Here is a 15,843-nt window from a genome sequence, read left to right on the forward strand (position 1 = left end):
CTACTGCTAACCACGCTCGTTGTGACGGGAGCCGTATGTCAATACCACGCTTGAAAACCTACCTATCGTTGTTCGCCGCCGTGTTCATGCTCGGTCAGGTGCTCACCGCCCAGGCTGAAGCCCTGCCGGACTTCACCACCCTGGTCGAGCAGGCGTCGCCTGCGGTAGTGAACATCAGTACCAAGCAGAAACTGCCTAACCGCACGTACGCGGCGGGCCAGGTGCCAGATCTTGAAGGCCTGCCGCCGATGTTCCGCGAATTCTTCGAGCGCAACATGCCGCAAGCCCCGCGTTCGCCGCGCGGCGACCGTCAGCGCGAAGCGCAATCGCTGGGTTCGGGTTTCATCATCTCCAGTGACGGTTATGTGCTGACCAACAACCACGTGGTTGCCGACGCCGACGAAATCATCGTCCGCCTGTCGGACCGCAGCGAGTTGCAAGCCAAGCTGGTCGGCACCGACCCGCGCACCGACGTAGCCCTGCTCAAGGTCGAAGGCAAGGACCTGCCGACCGTCAAGCTGGGTGATTCCGAGAAGCTCAAGGTCGGTGAGTGGGTGCTGGCCATCGGTTCGCCGTTCGGCTTCGATCATTCGGTGACCAAAGGTATTGTCAGTGCCAAGGGCCGTACCCTGCCCAACGACACCTACGTGCCGTTCATCCAGACCGACGTGGCGATCAACCCGGGTAACTCCGGTGGCCCGCTGTTCAACATGAACGGTGAGGTGGTGGGTATCAACTCGCAGATCTTCACCCGTTCCGGCGGCTTCATGGGCCTGTCCTTCGCCATTCCGATCGACGTGGCGCTGGATGTTTCCAACCAGTTGAAGAAAGACGGCAAGGTCAGCCGCGGCTGGCTGGGCGTGGTGATCCAGGAGGTCAACAAGGACCTGGCTGAGTCCTTCGGCCTCGACAAGCCGGCCGGTGCCCTGGTGGCCCAGGTCCTGGAAGACGGCCCGGCCGCCAAGGGTGGCCTGCAGGTCGGTGACGTGATCCTGAGCATGAACGGTCAGCCAATCGTCATGTCCGCCGACCTGCCGCACCTGGTCGGTGGCCTCAAGGATGGTGCCAAGGCCAAGCTGGACATCATTCGCAACGGCAAGCGCCAGTCCCTGGATGTCACCATCGGCGCACTGCCGGATGATGACGCCGAAGTCAGCACCAACCTCAACGGCGGTGTCGAGCGCAGCAGCAACCGCCTGGGCGTGTCGGTGTCCGACCTGACCGCCGAGCAGAAGAAGGCCCTTGAACTCAAGGGCGGCGTGGTCATCAAGGAAGTCCAGGAAGGTCCGGCGGCGCTGATCGGCCTGCGTCCGGGCGATGTCATCAGCCACCTGAACAACCAGGCGATTCTGTCGGCCAAGCAGTTCACCGAAATCGCCAAGGAACTGCCGAAGAACCGTTCGGTGTCCATGCGTGTCCTGCGTCAGGGGCGCGCCAGCTTCATCACCTTCAAACTGGCTGAATAAGTCGGGTTGAACAAAAAAGGGCAGCCTCGGCTGCCCTTTTTGCTGGGCGCTGCCCCAGGCCCCCACAGGTTTTTCCGGCTCATTTGCGGGTCAGGTCGCCAGCACGCAAACATTTCCCACAGCTCCCTTGCCCACAGTTCACGTGACGCCAACGTCAAGCTTCAGGTACAATTCCCGGCTATTTTTCGGTGGGCGTCCGGCCCGCAGCCTTTTTGAGTGTTGATCCGTGAGTGATTTGAGTCATATCCGCAATTTCTCCATCATCGCCCACATTGACCATGGCAAGTCGACCCTGGCCGACCGCTTCATTCAGATGTGCGGTGGCCTGACTGCGCGTGAGATGGAAGCCCAGGTACTCGATTCCATGGACCTGGAGCGTGAGCGCGGTATCACCATCAAAGCCCACAGCGTCACCCTGCACTACAAGGCGCAGGACGGCAAAACCTACCAGCTGAACTTCATCGACACCCCCGGCCACGTTGACTTCACCTACGAAGTCAGCCGCTCGCTGGCAGCCTGTGAAGGTGCCTTGCTGGTGGTCGATGCCGGCCAGGGCGTAGAAGCCCAGTCGGTCGCCAACTGCTATACCGCCATCGAGCAGGGCCTTGAGGTCATGCCGGTGCTGAACAAGATGGACCTGCCCCAGGCCGACCCGGACAAGGTCAAGGACGAGATCGAGAAGATCATCGGCATTGACGCCACCGACGCCGTGGCCTGCAGCGCCAAGAGCGGCATGGGCGTGGACGAGGTGCTCGAGCGCCTGGTGCACACCATTCCAGCCCCTACCGGTGACATCGAGGCGCCGCTGCAGGCGCTGATCATCGACTCCTGGTTCGACAACTACCTGGGCGTCGTCTCCCTGGTGCGCGTCCGTCACGGCCGGGTGAAGAAGGGCGACAAGATCCTGGTCAAGTCCACCGGCAAGATCCACCTGGTCGACAGCGTCGGTGTGTTCACCCCCAAACACACCCAGACCGCCGACCTCAAAGCTGGTGAAGTAGGCTTCATCATCGCCAGCATCAAGGATATTCACGGTGCGCCGGTGGGTGACACCCTGACCCTGAGCACGACCCCCGAGGTCGAGGTGCTGCCCGGTTTCAAACGTATTCAACCGCAAGTGTATGCCGGCCTGTTCCCCGTCAGTTCCGATGATTTCGAAGATTTTCGTGATGCATTGCAGAAACTGACCCTGAACGACTCGTCGCTGCAGTACCTGCCGGAAAGCTCCGACGCCCTGGGCTTCGGCTTCCGTTGCGGCTTCCTCGGCATGCTGCACATGGAGATCATCCAGGAGCGCCTGGAGCGCGAATACGACCTGGACCTGATCACCACCGCGCCAAGCGTAATCTTCGAGGTCAAGCTCAAGACCGGCGAAACCATCTACGTCGACAACCCGTCGAAACTGCCGGATGTGTCCTCGGTCGAAGACTTCCGTGAGCCGATCGTTTCGGCCACCATCCTGGTGCCGCAGGAGCACCTGGGTAACGTCATTACCCTGTGCATCGAGAAGCGTGGCGTGCAGCGCGACATGCAGTTCCTCGGCTCGCAGGTGCAAGTACGCTACGATCTGCCGATGAACGAAGTGGTACTGGACTTCTTCGACCGCCTGAAGTCCACCAGCCGCGGTTATGCTTCGCTGGACTACCATTTCGACCGCTACCAGTCGGCTAACCTGGTCAAGCTTGACGTACTGATCAACGGTGACAAGGTCGACGCCCTGGCGCTGATCGTGCACCGCGACAATGCGCACTACAAGGGCCGCGCATTGACCGAGAAGATGAAGGAACTGATTCCTCGGCAGATGTTCGATGTGGCAATCCAGGCCGCCATTGGCGGGCAGATTGTTGCGCGTACCACTGTCAAGGCGCTCAGAAAGAACGTACTGGCCAAATGCTACGGTGGCGACGTTAGCCGTAAGCGCAAGCTGTTGGAGAAGCAGAAGGCCGGTAAGAAACGCATGAAACAGGTCGGCAACGTGGAAATCCCACAAGAAGCCTTCCTCGCCGTGCTCAGGTTGGATAGTTAGGTCCTATGTCGCTAAATTTCCCGCTGTTGCTTGTCATCGCCGTTGCCGTCTGCGGTCTGTTGGCCCTGGTCGATCTGCTGTTCCTGGCCCCGCGCCGGCGTTCGGCAATCGCCAACTATCAGGGCAGCGTCAGCCAGCCTGAAATGGCAGTGGTCGAGCGTCTGAACAAGGAACCGTTGCTGGTCGAGTACGGTAAATCGTTCTTCCCGGTGCTGTTCATTGTCCTGGTGCTGCGTTCGTTCCTGATCGAACCGTTCCAGATCCCTTCGGGGTCGATGAAGCCGACCCTGGAAGTGGGCGATTTCATCCTGGTGAACAAGTTCTCCTACGGGATTCGCCTGCCGGTGATCGACAAGAAGGTCATCGAGGTTGGTGACCCGCAGCGCGGCGATGTCATGGTGTTCCGCTACCCGAGCGATCCGAACGTCAATTACATCAAGCGGGTGGTTGGCCTGCCGGGCGACCAGATTCGCTACACCAGCGACAAGAAGCTGACCGTCAACGGTCAGGCGATTGCCGAGCAACTGGTCGGCACTGAGCCTGGGACCTTGGGCAGCGCCGAGCTGTACAAGGAAAAACTGGGCGAAGCCGAGCACCTGATCCGCAAGGAAATGAGCCGCTATCGCATGCCGCCTGACCAGCAATGGACAGTCCCGGCCGGCCATTACTTCATGATGGGCGACAACCGCGACAACTCCAACGACAGCCGTTACTGGGATGACCCCAGCATTCCCAAGGCACTGCACGGCATGGTTCCGGACAAGAACATCGTCGGCAAGGCCTTTGCGGTCTGGATGAGCTGGCCAGAGCCTAAACTGAGCCACTTCCCGAACCTGTCGCGGGTCGGGTTGATCAAGTAACACCACAACGGCGCTGTCCTGGGACAGCGCCGAATGCGTTTCTGGCATAGGCTGTGTTCAGGGATCTTGCGATTCCACCGAGCATCGCGGCCAGCGAGCATGAGCCAAACAGTCTTTCAGGATGTTGATTTGAACAACGCGTTAAATCCGACGGTAGCCCCGATGGCGGCGTACCGAGCTGTAAAGTGTGAGCCTGGTGCCCTGGCGCGCGGGCTGAATTTCGACCACGAACTGCGCGTGGGTACACTGTGAGCGTTTCCTTGAGCCGCCTCGAGCGCCAGCTCGGTTATACCTTCAAGAACCAGGAGCTGATGCTGCTGGCCCTGACGCACCGCAGTTTTGCCGGGCGTAACAACGAACGCCTCGAGTTTCTCGGCGATGCGATCCTCAACTTCGTCGCCGGTGAAGCGCTGTTCGAGCGTTTCCCCCAGGCCCGCGAAGGCCAGCTGTCGCGCTTGCGGGCGCGTCTGGTCAAGGGCGAGACCCTGGCGGTACTGGCCCGTGGCTTTGACCTGGGCGAATACCTGCGCCTGGGCTCGGGCGAGCTGAAAAGCGGCGGTTTCCGCCGCGAGTCGATCCTTGCCGATGCCCTGGAGGCGCTGATTGGCGCCATCTACCTGGACTCGGACATGCAAACCGCCCGCGAGCGGGTGCTGGCATGGCTGGCAGGCGAATTCGAAAGCCTGACCCTGGTCGATACCAACAAGGACCCGAAAACCCGTCTGCAGGAATTCTTGCAGTCGCGGGCCTGCGAACTGCCGCGCTACGAAGTGGTGGATATTCAAGGTGAACCCCATTGCCGGACGTTTTTCGTCGAATGCGAAGTGACCCTTTTGACTGAAAAAAGCCGAGGGCAAGGCGTCAGCCGGCGTATCGCCGAGCAAGTCGCGGCCGCCGCAGCACTGATCGCCCTGGGCGTGGAGAATGGCAATGACTGATACCAACACTACCCGCTGCGGCTATGTCGCCATTGTCGGCCGCCCGAACGTGGGCAAGTCGACCCTGCTCAACCACATCCTCGGGCAAAAGCTCGCGATCACCTCGCGCAAGCCGCAGACCACTCGCCACAACATGCTCGGGATCAAGACCGAAGGTGATGTCCAGGCGATCTACGTCGATACCCCGGGCATGCACAAGAGCAACGAAAAGGCGCTCAACCGCTACATGAACAAGACCGCCTCGGCCGCCCTCAAGGACGTCGACGTGGTGATCTTCGTCGTTGACCGCACCAAGTGGACCGACGAAGACCAACTGGTGCTCGAGCGTGTGCAGTACGTGCAGGGGCCGGTGATCCTGGCGATCAACAAGACCGACCGGATCGAAGAGAAAGCCGACCTGATCCCGCACCTGCAGTGGCTGCAGGCACAACTGCCAAACGCTGAAATCGTGCCGATTTCGGCCCAGCAGGGGCACAACCTCGAAGCCCTTGAAGGCCTGATCGCCAAGCACCTGCCGGAAAACGATCACTTCTTCCCGGAAGACCAGATCACCGACCGCAGCAGCCGCTTCCTGGCCGCCGAACTGGTGCGCGAGAAGATCATGCGTCAGCTCGGTGCGGAGCTGCCATACCAGATCACCGTGGAAATCGAAGAGTTCAAGCAGCAGGGCAAGATCCTGCACATCCATGCGCTGATCCTGGTCGAACGTGACGGCCAGAAGAAGATCATCATTGGCGACAAGGGCGAGCGGATCAAACGCATCGGCTCCGAGGCGCGCAAGGACATGGAAGTGCTGTTCGACGCCAAGGTCATGCTCAACCTCTGGGTCAAGGTCAAGGGTGGCTGGTCCGACGACGAACGCGCCCTGCGTTCGCTGGGCTACGGCGACCTCTGATTGCTCCAGGCCCGGTAGCGTCCGCTGCCGGGTCGAACCTCTTCTGAAGCGCCGCTCATGGAACTGCCAGTTGGCCAACCGGCCTATGTGCTGCACAGCCGGGCCTACCGTGAAACCAGTGCGCTGGTGGATTTCCTCACCCCGCAAGGGCGCCTGCGCGCCGTCATGCGCCGTGCCCGTGGCAAGGCCGGCAGCCAGGTGCGCCCCTTCGTCCCCCTGGAAGTCGAGTTTCGCGGCCGCGGCGAGCTGAAGAATGTCGGCCGTCTGGACAGCGTCGGCGTGGCCGCCTGGCTGCATGGCGATGCGCTGTTCAGCGGGTTGTACCTCAACGAGCTGCTGATTCGCCTGCTGCCGGCTGAAGACCCGCATCCGGTGGTGTTCGAGCACTATGCGGCGACCTTACAGGCCCTGGCGGCGGGACGGCCGTTGGAGCCACTGCTAAGGGCGTTCGAATGGCGCCTGCTGGACGAGCTGGGCTATGCCTTTGCGCTCGATCAGGACATCAACGGTGATCCGCTGGTGGTCGATGGCCTGTACCGCTTGCAGGTCGATGCCGGGCTTGAGCGGGTCTACCTGTTGCAGCCGGGGCTGTTCAACGGCGCCGAGCTGTTGGCCATGGCCGATGCCGACTGGGAAATTCCTGGCGCCCTGAGCGCGGCCAAGCGCCTGATGCGCCAAGCCCTGGCCGTGCATCTGGGCGGTCGGCCGCTGGTCAGTCGCGAACTGTTTCGCAAGCGCTGAACAACGTCGTATGCTGTGGGGCTCAATCTTCAGGAGAGCCTCTTCGTGACTCAAAGCAACCGCATGCTGCTCGGCGTGAACATCGACCACGTGGCGACCCTGCGCCAGGCGCGTGGTACCCGCTACCCGGACCCGGTCAAAGCCGCGCTGGACGCCGAAGAGGCCGGTGCCGATGGCATTACCGTGCACCTGCGCGAAGACCGCCGGCACATCCAGGAGCGCGACGTGCTGCTGCTCAAGGACGTGCTGCAGACGCGCATGAACTTCGAAATGGGCGTCACCGAAGAAATGATGGCGTTCGCCGAACGCATTCGCCCGGCGCATATCTGCCTGGTCCCGGAAACCCGTCAGGAGCTGACCACCGAAGGTGGCCTGGATGTCGCTGGCCAGGAAGCGCGGATCAAGGCCGCGGTCGAGCGCCTGTCGCGCCTGGGCTCGGAAGTGTCCTTGTTCATCGATGCCGACGAGCGCCAGATCGAAGCCTCGCGCCGAGTCGGTGCGCCGGCCATCGAGCTGCACACTGGCCGTTATGCCGATGCGCAAACCCCCAGCGAAGTGGCCGAAGAGCTCAAGCGCGTGGCCGATGGCGTAGCCTTTGGCCTGGGCCAGGGGCTGATCGTCAATGCCGGTCATGGCCTGCATTACCACAACGTTGAGGCAGTGGCGGCGATCAAGGGCATCAATGAACTGAACATCGGCCATGCGCTGGTGGCCCATGCGCTGTTCGTCGGCTTCAAGTCGGCGGTGGCAGAGATGAAGGCGTTGATCCTGGCGGCCAGCCGGCACTAACAGATTCGACGCCAATCCTGTGGGAGCTGGCTTGCCAGCGACCGAGCGCGTAGCGGTCGCCTAATAGGCAGTGGATGTGCTGCCTGTACTGGCCTCATCGCTGGCAAGCCAGCTCCCACACGATTGGGTGTAGGTCCATTTATTCGGTAGTATCGGCAAACACCAGGCTGAACCGCGTTACCCCCTGCAGTTCGCTGTGCACCTCAACCCGTCCGCCATGCACCTGCATGATCGAGCGCACGATCGCCAGCCCCAGCCCCGTCCCGCCTTCCAGGCGCGAGCGCCCCGAACCCACGCGGTAAAAGCGTTCGAACAGATGCGGTAAATGCGCCTGGGCAATGCCCGGCCCGTGATTGGCCACCGACACCCACACCGAACCGTCCCGGCGTTCAATGCCAATGTTGATCGGCTGCCCCTCATCGCCATGTCGGATCGCATTGCTGAGCAAGTTGGACAGCGCCCGCTGCACCATCAACCGCTCACCCATCACCGTGCCCCAGCCCTGCACATGCAAGGTAATGCCCTTTTGCTCGGCATTGCATTCGAACAGCTCGCACACCCGCTGTACCTCGTCGGCCAGCACCACCGGTTTGAGCGGCACCTGCGCCTGCGCCTGGCTGACCTGGGCGAGGAACAGCATGTCGTTGATGATGCGGTTCAGCCGGGTCAGTTCCTCGATGCTGTTCTCCAGCGCTTCGCGGTACTCGTCGTTGGAGCGCTCGCGGGTCAGGGTGACCTGGGCCTTGCCCATCAGGTTGCCGATGGGGGTGCGCAGTTCATGGGCAAGGTCGTCGGAAAATTGCGACAGCCGCTGCACGCCGTCGTCCAGGCGATCGAGCATGATGTTGATACCGCCCGCCAGGTCACCCAGCTCTTGCGGCAGGCCGGCTTCCGGCAGGCGGTGGCTGAGGGTTTGCGCCGAGACCTGTTCGGCAACCCGGCGAAAGCGGCGCAACGGCAGCAGCCCGCGCTGGACCAGCTTCCAGGCGCCCAGGCCAATCAGCAACAGCAGCAGCGGCAAGGCCCAGAGGGTCGAGCCCAGATAGGCCTGGAGCAGGGCATGGTCGTCGGCACGGTTGACCGTCAGCAGCACCCGCACCAGGGTGCCGTCTTGCAGGCGCATCAGCCGCGAAGCGGTCAGCAGGTGGTCGCCATCCTGATCGCGCCACGGGCTGAAGCTTAGCTGCGGGCCGCTCTCAATCTGCAGCAAGGCGCTGGCTTCCAGGGCCGGGCCCAGGGTCAGCAAGGCCGAATGGCGGCCGGTCAGGGCAATCACGCTCAGGCTCAGGTTGTCGTGGCCCATGATCACATCCAGCAGCGGATGCACCGGCGTGCGCAGGTCGGCGGCTTTCAGGTCAATCGTCAGGCTGTGTTCGATCTGCACCATCTTGTTGGCCAGGTGCTTGCGTGCCCGGCTGTCCAGTTCATGGTCGAGGGCAAATACCGCCAGGCAGGCGAGCAGCAGCACCAGTGCCGCGCCCATCAGGCTGACGCTCAGGCCCAGGCGCAGCGACAGGCGCGCAGGTTTCATTCGCGGGCCTCAAGCACATAACCGACGCCGCGCAGGGTGTGGATCAGCTTGTCGTCGAACGGGTCGTCGATTTTCGCCCGCAGGCGGCGGATCGACACTTCCACCACGTTGGTGTCGCAGTCGAAGTTCATGTCCCAGACCAGCGAGATGATCTGCGTGCGCGACAGCACCTCACCGTTCTGGCGCATCAGCAGGTGCAGCAGGGCGAACTCCTTGGCGGTCAGGTCGATGCGCTGGCCGTTGCGGTAGGCGCGGTGGCGGCTGGGGTCCAGCTCGAGGTCGGCGACCTTGAGCGTATTCGGTTGCAGTGCCTGGTCGTTACGCCGCAGCAGGCTGCGGATGCGCGCCAGCAGTTCGGGGAATTCGAAAGGTTTGAGCAGGTAGTCGTCGGCACCCAGGTCCAGGCCCTTGACCCGATCGGCCAGACGGCCGTGGGCCGTAAGCATCATGATCCGCGTACTGGATTCTGCACGCAGGCGCTGCAGTACGGTCCAGCCATCGAGCTCGGGCAGGTTGACGTCGAGAATGACCAGGTCATAGGCCTGCTGGCGAGCCAGGTGCAGACCGTCGGCACCGGTGTGGGCGCAATCGACGATGTAACCGTTTTCGCGCAGGCCCTGTTGCAGGTATTCGGCAGTGCGCAGTTCGTCCTCGACAATCAGTAGACGCATGGGGTGACTCGTTGGTAGTGAAAGGCGCTGATTCTCAACCCTGTAGTTACTGCAAGGTCAAGCGGTGAAGTGCATCGAGCGGCGGATACTAAGCCATCCGGGCGCGCGGTTTGCGTGGATTACAGATTTGTAATACTTGAGTCATCCTGGCGATAAACCCCGATTACTAGAGTGCGGGCTCCGATCAAGGCGCAGGAGTCCGCCATGTTTTGCACCCTCGACAGGCCAGGCACAGGCCCAGGCCGAATAGTGCTGGCCCTGCTGTTGCTGGCCTTGCCGTCGCTGGCCCTGGCGCAAGCGCGCGTATTGACCCTGGATTCGGCCCTGCAGGCGGCCCGCGACAACAACCCCGAGCTTGCCGCTGCGCGCTGGGGCATCGACATTGCCGCAGGCGAACGGCGCCAGGCCGGCGTGTTGCCAAACCCGGAGCTGAGTTGGGAGGTGGAAGATACCCGCAAGGGTTCGCAAACCACCACCGTCGGTGTCAGCCAGCTGTTCGAGCTGGGCGGCAAACGCGGTGCGCGCCTGGACGTTGCCGACCGCGATGCGCAGCTTGCGGCGCTGGAACTGGAGCGCCAGGGCAACGCGCTGCGTGCCGATGTCATTGGCGCCTTCCAGGCCGCTGCCCAGGCCCAGGAAGGTTTGCAACTGGCCGAGCAGTCACTGCGCTTGAGCGAGCGTGCACTGCAGGTGGTGCAAGGCCGGGTCAAGGCCGGCAGCGCCTCGCCGGTCGAGGCAACCCGTGCCCAGGTGCAGTTGTCCGAGGTGCGCCTGGAGCAGGGCCGGGCTGAACAGAGGTTGACCATTGCCTACCAGCAACTGGCAGCGCTGACCGGCGCGCCAATGGCCCAGTTCAGCCGGGTCGACGGCGGCCTGGGCGCTGACAGCTCTCTTCCAAGCCGCACGCTGTTGCTCGATCGCCTGGAGCAGACCGCCGATCTGCGTCTGGCCCGTCTGCAGATCGACCAGCGCGAAGCGGCCCTGGGCCTGGCCCGCAGCCAGCGCATCCCCGACCTGACCGTCAGCGTTGGCAGCCAGTACAGCGAAACCGACCGTGAGCGCATCAATGTGGTCGGCCTGTCGGTCCCGATTCCCTTGTTCGACCGCAACCAGGGCAACGTCCTCGCCGCCGCCCGGCGCGCCGACCAGGCCCGCGATCAGCGCAATGGCGCCGAACTGCGCCTGCGCAGCGAAGTGGTCCAGGCCCTGACCCAGTGGAGCACGGCGGCCCAGGAAGTACAGACCTTCGAACGCTCGATCCTGCCCTCGGCGCAGCAGGCGCTGGATGCCGCCACCCGTGGCTTCGAGCGCGGCAAGTTCGCTTTTCTCGATGTCCTCGATGCCCAGCGCACCCTGGTGGCGGCACGCCTGCAATACCTGCAGGCCCAGGCCCAGAGCAGCGAGGCGCGGGTTCGCCTGGAGCGGATCTTTGGCGACCTGAGCCTCGCCACTCGTTGAATGCGACCTTCACCTGACTATTTGCTGAGGAACCTGCATGAACAAGAAGTCCACCACGCTGCTGGTCGCGGCCCTGCTGCTCGGCCTGGGCCTGGGCGTGCTGCTGGCGCGCCAGGGCGGCCCGGTTGCCGCCGCCCCCGCATCCGCTCACGCCCATGCCGAAGGCGATCACGAGGAAGAACAACATGGCGAGTCGGAAAAAACTGAAGACGGTCACGAGGAAGAGGGTGCGCTGACCCTCAGTCAGGAGCAGATCGACCTGGCTGGCATCGAGCTGGCTGCCGTCGGCCCGCGCCAGTTGCAACGCAGCCTGTCGCTGCCGGGCGAGATCCGTTTCGACGAAGACCGTACCGCGCACCTGGTGCCGCGCGCTGCCGGGGTGGTCGAGTCCGTCGCTGTGGTGCTTGGCCAGCAGGTCAAGGCCGGTGACCTGCTGGCGGTGATCGCCAGCCCGCAGATCTCCGAGCAGCGCAGTGAACTGGCGGCCAGCCAGCGTCGGCTGGAATTGGCGCGCAGCAGCTACCAGCGCGAGAAGGACCTGTGGCAGGAGGGTATTTCCGCCGAGCAGGATTACCAGCAGGCCCGCCAGGCCCTGCAGGAGGCGGAAATTGCCCAGGCCAACGCCCGGCAGAAGATCAGCGCCCTGAGCGGCAGCGTGGTCCTGGCTGGCGGCAACCGCTATGAGTTGCGTGCACCCTTTGCCGGGCAGATCGTCGAGAAGCACCTGGTGCCGGGCGAGGTGGTCAACGAAACCAGCGCTGCCTTCACCCTCTCGGACCTGTCGCGGGTCTGGGCGAGCTTCGGCGTGGCGCCCCGTGACCTGTCCAAGGTGCGCGCCGGCATGCCGGTGACCCTTGTCGCCAGTGAGCTGGGCGAGCAAGTCAGCGGCACGGTTACCCACGTGGGCAGCCTGCTCGGCGAGCAGACCCGTACCGCCACCGTGCGGGTTACCCTCGACAACCCACGAGGCGCCTGGCGCCCCGGCCTGTTCGTTGCCGTGCAGGTGCCCACCGAGCAGTACACCGCCGCCCTGAGCGTACCGGACCAGGCCCTGCAGACCCTGGAAGAAAAGCCCACGGTGTTCGTGCGCAGCGCCGAGGGCTTCATCGCCCAAACGGTGGAGCCGGGCGCCAGCGCCAACGGTTTTGTCGAGATCCGCAAAGGCCTGCAAGCCGGCCAGCAGGTCGCGGCGCAGGGCAGCTTCATCCTCAAGTCGGAGCTGGGCAAGGCCAGCGCCGAACACGCCCACTGACCGGGAACCTCACATGTTCGAACGCCTCATACAATTTGCCATCGAGCAGCGCCTGATGGTGCTGCTGGCGGTGCTGCTGATGGCCGGGCTGGGGGTTGCCAGCTACCAGAAGCTGCCGATCGATGCCGTGCCGGACATCACTAACGTCCAGGTGCAGATCAACACCCAGGCCGCAGGCTTTTCGCCGCTGGAGACCGAGCAACGCATCACCTTCGCCATCGAAACCGCCATGGCCGGGTTGCCGGGGCTGGAGCAGACCCGTTCGCTGTCGCGCTCGGGGCTGTCGCAGGTGACGGTGATCTTCGAGGAAGGCACCGACCTGTTCTTCGCCCGGCAACTGGTCAACGAGCGCCTGCAGCAGGCTCGCGAGCAACTGCCTGAAGGCGTTGAAGCGGCCATGGGGCCAATCTCCACCGGCCTTGGCGAGATCTTCCTGTGGACGGTAGAAGCCGCCGACGATGCGCGCAAGGCCGATGGCAGCCCCTACACGCCGACCGACCTGCGCGAGATCCAGGACTGGATCATCAAGCCGCAACTGCGCAACGTGCGCGGGGTGGCGGAGATCAACAGCATCGGTGGTTTCGCCAAGGAATACCAGATTGCCCCGGACCCCAAACGGCTGGCGTCCTACAAGCTGACCCTGAGCGATCTGCTCACCGCCCTTGAGCGCAACAACGCCAACGTCGGTGCCGGTTACATTGAGCGCCGTGGCGAGCAGTTGTTGATTCGCGCCCCGGGGCAACTGGCCGGCATCGATGACATCGCCAATATCGTCCTGGCCAACGTCGACGGCACGCCGATCCGCGTGCGCAACGTCGCCGAGGTCGGTATCGGCCGTGAACTGCGCAGCGGCGCGGCGACCGAGAACGGCCGCGAAGTGGTGCTCGGCACGGTGTTCATGCTGATCGGCGAGAATAGTCGCACGGTATCCCGGGCGGTGGCGCAAAAGCTGGTGGAGATCAACCGTTCGCTGCCGGAAGGGGTGAGTGCGGTCACTGTTTATGACCGCACCAACCTGGTCGACAAGGCCATTGCCACGGTGAAGAAGAACCTGATCGAAGGCGCGATCCTGGTCATCGTCATTCTGTTCCTGTTCCTTGGCAACATCCGCGCGGCGCTGATCACCGCCATGGTCATTCCGCTGTCGATGCTGTTCACCTTCACCGGCATGTTCAGCAACAAGGTCAGTGCCAACCTGATGAGCCTGGGCGCGCTGGACTTCGGCATCATCGTCGATGGCGCGGTGGTGATCGTCGAAAACGCCATTCGCCGCCTGGCCCATGCCCAGCAGCACCACGGCCGCCTGCTGACCCGCTCCGAGCGCCTGCACGAGGTGTTCAATGCCGCCCGCGAAGCGCGCCGGCCGCTGATTTTCGGCCAGTTGATCATCATGGTGGTGTACCTGCCGATCTTTGCCCTGAGCGGGGTCGAGGGCAAGATGTTCCACCCGATGGCGTTTACCGTGGTGATCGCCTTGCTCGGCGCCATGCTGCTGTCGGTGACCTTCGTGCCCGCGGCCATCGCGTTGTTTGTGACCGGCAAGGTCAAGGAAGATGAAAACCTGCTGATGCGCAGCGCCAAGCGTGGTTATGCGCCGCTGCTCAAATGGGTCATGGGCCATCGGCCGCTGGCCTTTGCCCTCGCCGCTATGACTGTGCTGCTTTCGGGCGTGCTGGCCAGCCGCATGGGCAGCGAGTTCGTGCCGAGCCTGAGCGAGGGCGACTTTGCCCTGCAGGCCCTGCGCGTGCCCGGCACCAGCCTGAGCCAGTCGGTGCAGTTGCAGCAGCGCCTGGAGCAGAGCGTGCTCAGCCAGGTGCCGGAGGTAGAACGGGTGTTCGCCCGCACCGGTACGGCCGAGATCGCTTCGGACCCGATGCCGCCGAACATTTCCGACAGCTATGTGATGCTCAAACCTAAGGATCAATGGCCCGACCCGAGCAAGAGCCGCGAGCAGCTGATCGCCGATATCCAGCGCGCCAGCGCGCGGGTGCCGGGCAGCAACTATGAGCTGTCGCAGCCGATCCAGTTGCGCTTCAACGAGCTGATTTCCGGGGTGCGCAGTGATGTCGCAGTGAAGGTGTTCGGCGATGACATGGCAGTGCTCAACAGCACCGCGGCGAAGATCGCCAGTACCTTGCAGGCGGTGCCGGGGGCGTCGGAAGTGAAGGTCGAGCAAACCTCCGGCCTGCCAGTGCTGACCATCGACGTCGACCGGGACAAGGCGGCGCGTTATGGCCTCAACGTTGGCGACGTGCAGGACACCATTGCCGTGGCCGTGGGTGGGCGCCAGGCCGGAACCCTGTATGAAGGCGATCGGCGTTTCGACATGGTCGTGCGCTTGTCCGATAACCTTCGGACCGACATCGACGGCTTGTCGCAACTGCTGGTTCCGGTACCGGCCAGCACGGGCAGCGGCGGCCAGATCGGCTTTATTACCCTCGCCGATGTCGCCAGCCTTGAGCTGGTGCAGGGGCCCAACCAGGTCAGCCGTGAGGACGGCAAGCGCCTGGTGGTGGTCAGCGCCAACGTGCGCGGCCGCGATATCGGTTCGTTCGTTGACGAGGCGGCGGCGCGCATCGATAGCCAGGTGAGCATTCCGGCCGGTTACTGGACCCGCTGGGGCGGCCAGTTCGAGCAGTTGCAGTCGGCGGCGCAGCGCCTGCAGGTGGTGGTGCCGGTGGCCTTGCTGCTGGTCTTTGGCCTGCTGTTCATGATGTTCAACAACCTCAAGGACGGGTTGCTGGTGTTCACCGGTATTCCTTTCGCCCTGACTGGCGGGGTGGTTGCCCTGTGGTTGCGGGATATCCCCCTGTCGATCTCGGCGGGCGTGGGGTTTATTGCCTTGTCCGGGGTCGCGGTACTCAACGGCCTGGTGATGATTGCCTTTATCCGCGGCCTGCGCGAGCAGGGGCGTTCGCTGCATCAGGCCATCGACGAAGGTGCACTGACGCGCTTGCGGCCGGTGTTGATGACCGCGTTGGTGGCCTCCCTTGGCTTTATCCCCATGGCCCTGGCCACCGGCACCGGCGCCGAAGTGCAGCGGCCGCTGGCTACCGTGGTGATTGGCGGCATCCTTTCATCAACGGCGTTGACCCTGCTGGTATTGCCCGCGCTGTATTACTGGGCTCACCGCAAAGACGAGGAGGAGGTCGTATCCGAGGTGACGAAACTGTAATTCGCCGCTCATCTTCGGGTTATTCAGCCCTTGTCAGGATA

At 63.4% G+C, this 15,843-nt stretch carries 12 protein-coding genes; 10 read left to right on the top strand and 2 right to left on the bottom strand.

From position 1 onward, the window contains the following. Positions 1–86 precede the first annotated feature (86 nt). From NLX68_RS15795 to pdxJ, 7 genes are all read left to right on the top strand, one after another. A complete protein-coding gene (locus NLX68_RS15795) occupies positions 87–1,466 on the top strand; it encodes a DegQ family serine endoprotease (RefSeq protein WP_254284835.1) in 1,380 nt (459 codons plus the stop codon). A gap of 226 nt (positions 1,467–1,692) precedes the next feature. Continuing rightward, positions 1,693–3,492: a translation elongation factor 4 gene (lepA, locus tag NLX68_RS15800; RefSeq protein ID WP_026001187.1), complete on the top strand. Its 1,800-nt coding sequence runs from the start codon at positions 1,693–1,695 to the stop codon at positions 3,490–3,492. A gap of 5 nt (positions 3,493–3,497) precedes the next feature. Further along, positions 3,498–4,352, top strand: coding sequence for a signal peptidase I (gene lepB / locus NLX68_RS15805; RefSeq protein WP_010220976.1), 855 nt, complete (start codon positions 3,498–3,500; stop codon positions 4,350–4,352). 248 nt (positions 4,353–4,600) lie between these two features. Then, the gene (gene rnc / locus NLX68_RS15810; RefSeq protein WP_010220977.1) at positions 4,601–5,290 is read left to right on the top strand and encodes a ribonuclease III; all 690 of its coding nucleotides are present in this window, start codon (positions 4,601–4,603) and stop codon (positions 5,288–5,290) included. Beyond that, positions 5,283–6,185: a GTPase Era gene (gene era / locus NLX68_RS15815; RefSeq protein ID WP_254284738.1), complete on the top strand. Its 903-nt coding sequence runs from the start codon at positions 5,283–5,285 to the stop codon at positions 6,183–6,185. The genes rnc and era overlap by 8 nt, the downstream gene beginning before the upstream one ends. 57 nt (positions 6,186–6,242) lie before the next feature. Beyond that, positions 6,243–6,926 (top strand): DNA repair protein RecO, encoded by a 684-nt coding sequence (recO, locus tag NLX68_RS15820; RefSeq protein ID WP_010220979.1) that lies wholly within the window; start codon positions 6,243–6,245, stop codon positions 6,924–6,926. A 45-nt stretch (positions 6,927–6,971) separates the two neighbouring features. After that, a complete protein-coding gene (gene pdxJ / locus NLX68_RS15825) occupies positions 6,972–7,715 on the top strand; it encodes a pyridoxine 5'-phosphate synthase (RefSeq protein WP_254284739.1) in 744 nt (247 codons plus the stop codon). A gap of 139 nt (positions 7,716–7,854) precedes the next feature. Here pdxJ and NLX68_RS15830 read toward each other — a convergent pair whose 3' ends face one another. Both NLX68_RS15830 and NLX68_RS15835 read right to left on the bottom strand, forming a co-directional pair. Next, a complete protein-coding gene (locus tag NLX68_RS15830; RefSeq protein WP_254284740.1) occupies positions 7,855–9,246 on the bottom strand; it encodes a heavy metal sensor histidine kinase in 1,392 nt (463 codons plus the stop codon). Next, entirely contained in the window at positions 9,243–9,917 is a 675-nt protein-coding gene (locus NLX68_RS15835) for a heavy metal response regulator transcription factor (RefSeq protein ID WP_254284741.1), read from the bottom strand. The genes NLX68_RS15830 and NLX68_RS15835 overlap by 4 nt, the downstream gene beginning before the upstream one ends. 204 nt (positions 9,918–10,121) lie before the next feature. Between NLX68_RS15835 and NLX68_RS15840 the strand changes: the two genes are divergently transcribed. Genes NLX68_RS15840 through NLX68_RS15850 form a run of 3 tightly spaced genes read left to right on the top strand, consistent with a single transcriptional unit; the run spans position 10,122 to position 15,802 of the window. After that, entirely contained in the window at positions 10,122–11,375 is a 1,254-nt protein-coding gene (locus NLX68_RS15840) for a TolC family protein (RefSeq protein ID WP_254284742.1), read from the top strand. Between the two features lie 37 nt (positions 11,376–11,412). Beyond that, complete coding sequence (locus tag NLX68_RS15845) at positions 11,413–12,627, top strand: efflux RND transporter periplasmic adaptor subunit (protein ID WP_254284743.1); 1,215 nt, start codon at positions 11,413–11,415, stop codon at positions 12,625–12,627. Positions 12,628–12,640: 13 nt separating this feature from the next. Then, a complete protein-coding gene (locus NLX68_RS15850) occupies positions 12,641–15,802 on the top strand; it encodes a CusA/CzcA family heavy metal efflux RND transporter (protein WP_254284744.1) in 3,162 nt (1,053 codons plus the stop codon). Positions 15,803–15,843: the final 41 nt, after the last annotated feature.

It is taken from the genome of Pseudomonas sp. SBB6, assembly GCF_024213215.1.
GTDB classification, from domain to species: domain Bacteria; phylum Pseudomonadota; class Gammaproteobacteria; order Pseudomonadales; family Pseudomonadaceae; genus Aquipseudomonas; species Aquipseudomonas donghuensis.

What these genes read in the sequence shown, in the direction of transcription:
- NLX68_RS15840 (WP_254284742.1), top strand. Translation starts at nt 10,122, where the DNA reads ATGTTTTGCACCCTCGACAGGCCAGGCACAGGCCCAGGCCGAATAGTG.
- recO (WP_010220979.1), top strand. Translation starts at nt 6,243, where the DNA reads ATGGAACTGCCAGTTGGCCAACCGGCCTATGTGCTGCACAGCCGGGCC.
- NLX68_RS15830 (WP_254284740.1), bottom strand. Translation starts at nt 9,246, where the DNA reads ATGAAACCTGCGCGCCTGTCGCTGCGCCTGGGCCTGAGCGTCAGCCTG.
- NLX68_RS15795 (WP_254284835.1), top strand. Translation starts at nt 87, where the DNA reads ATGCTCGGTCAGGTGCTCACCGCCCAGGCTGAAGCCCTGCCGGACTTC.
- NLX68_RS15845 (WP_254284743.1), top strand. Translation starts at nt 11,413, where the DNA reads ATGAACAAGAAGTCCACCACGCTGCTGGTCGCGGCCCTGCTGCTCGGC.
- NLX68_RS15850 (WP_254284744.1), top strand. Translation starts at nt 12,641, where the DNA reads ATGTTCGAACGCCTCATACAATTTGCCATCGAGCAGCGCCTGATGGTG.
- NLX68_RS15835 (WP_254284741.1), bottom strand. Translation starts at nt 9,917, where the DNA reads ATGCGTCTACTGATTGTCGAGGACGAACTGCGCACTGCCGAATACCTG.
- lepB (WP_010220976.1), top strand. Translation starts at nt 3,498, where the DNA reads ATGTCGCTAAATTTCCCGCTGTTGCTTGTCATCGCCGTTGCCGTCTGC.
- era (WP_254284738.1), top strand. Translation starts at nt 5,283, where the DNA reads ATGACTGATACCAACACTACCCGCTGCGGCTATGTCGCCATTGTCGGC.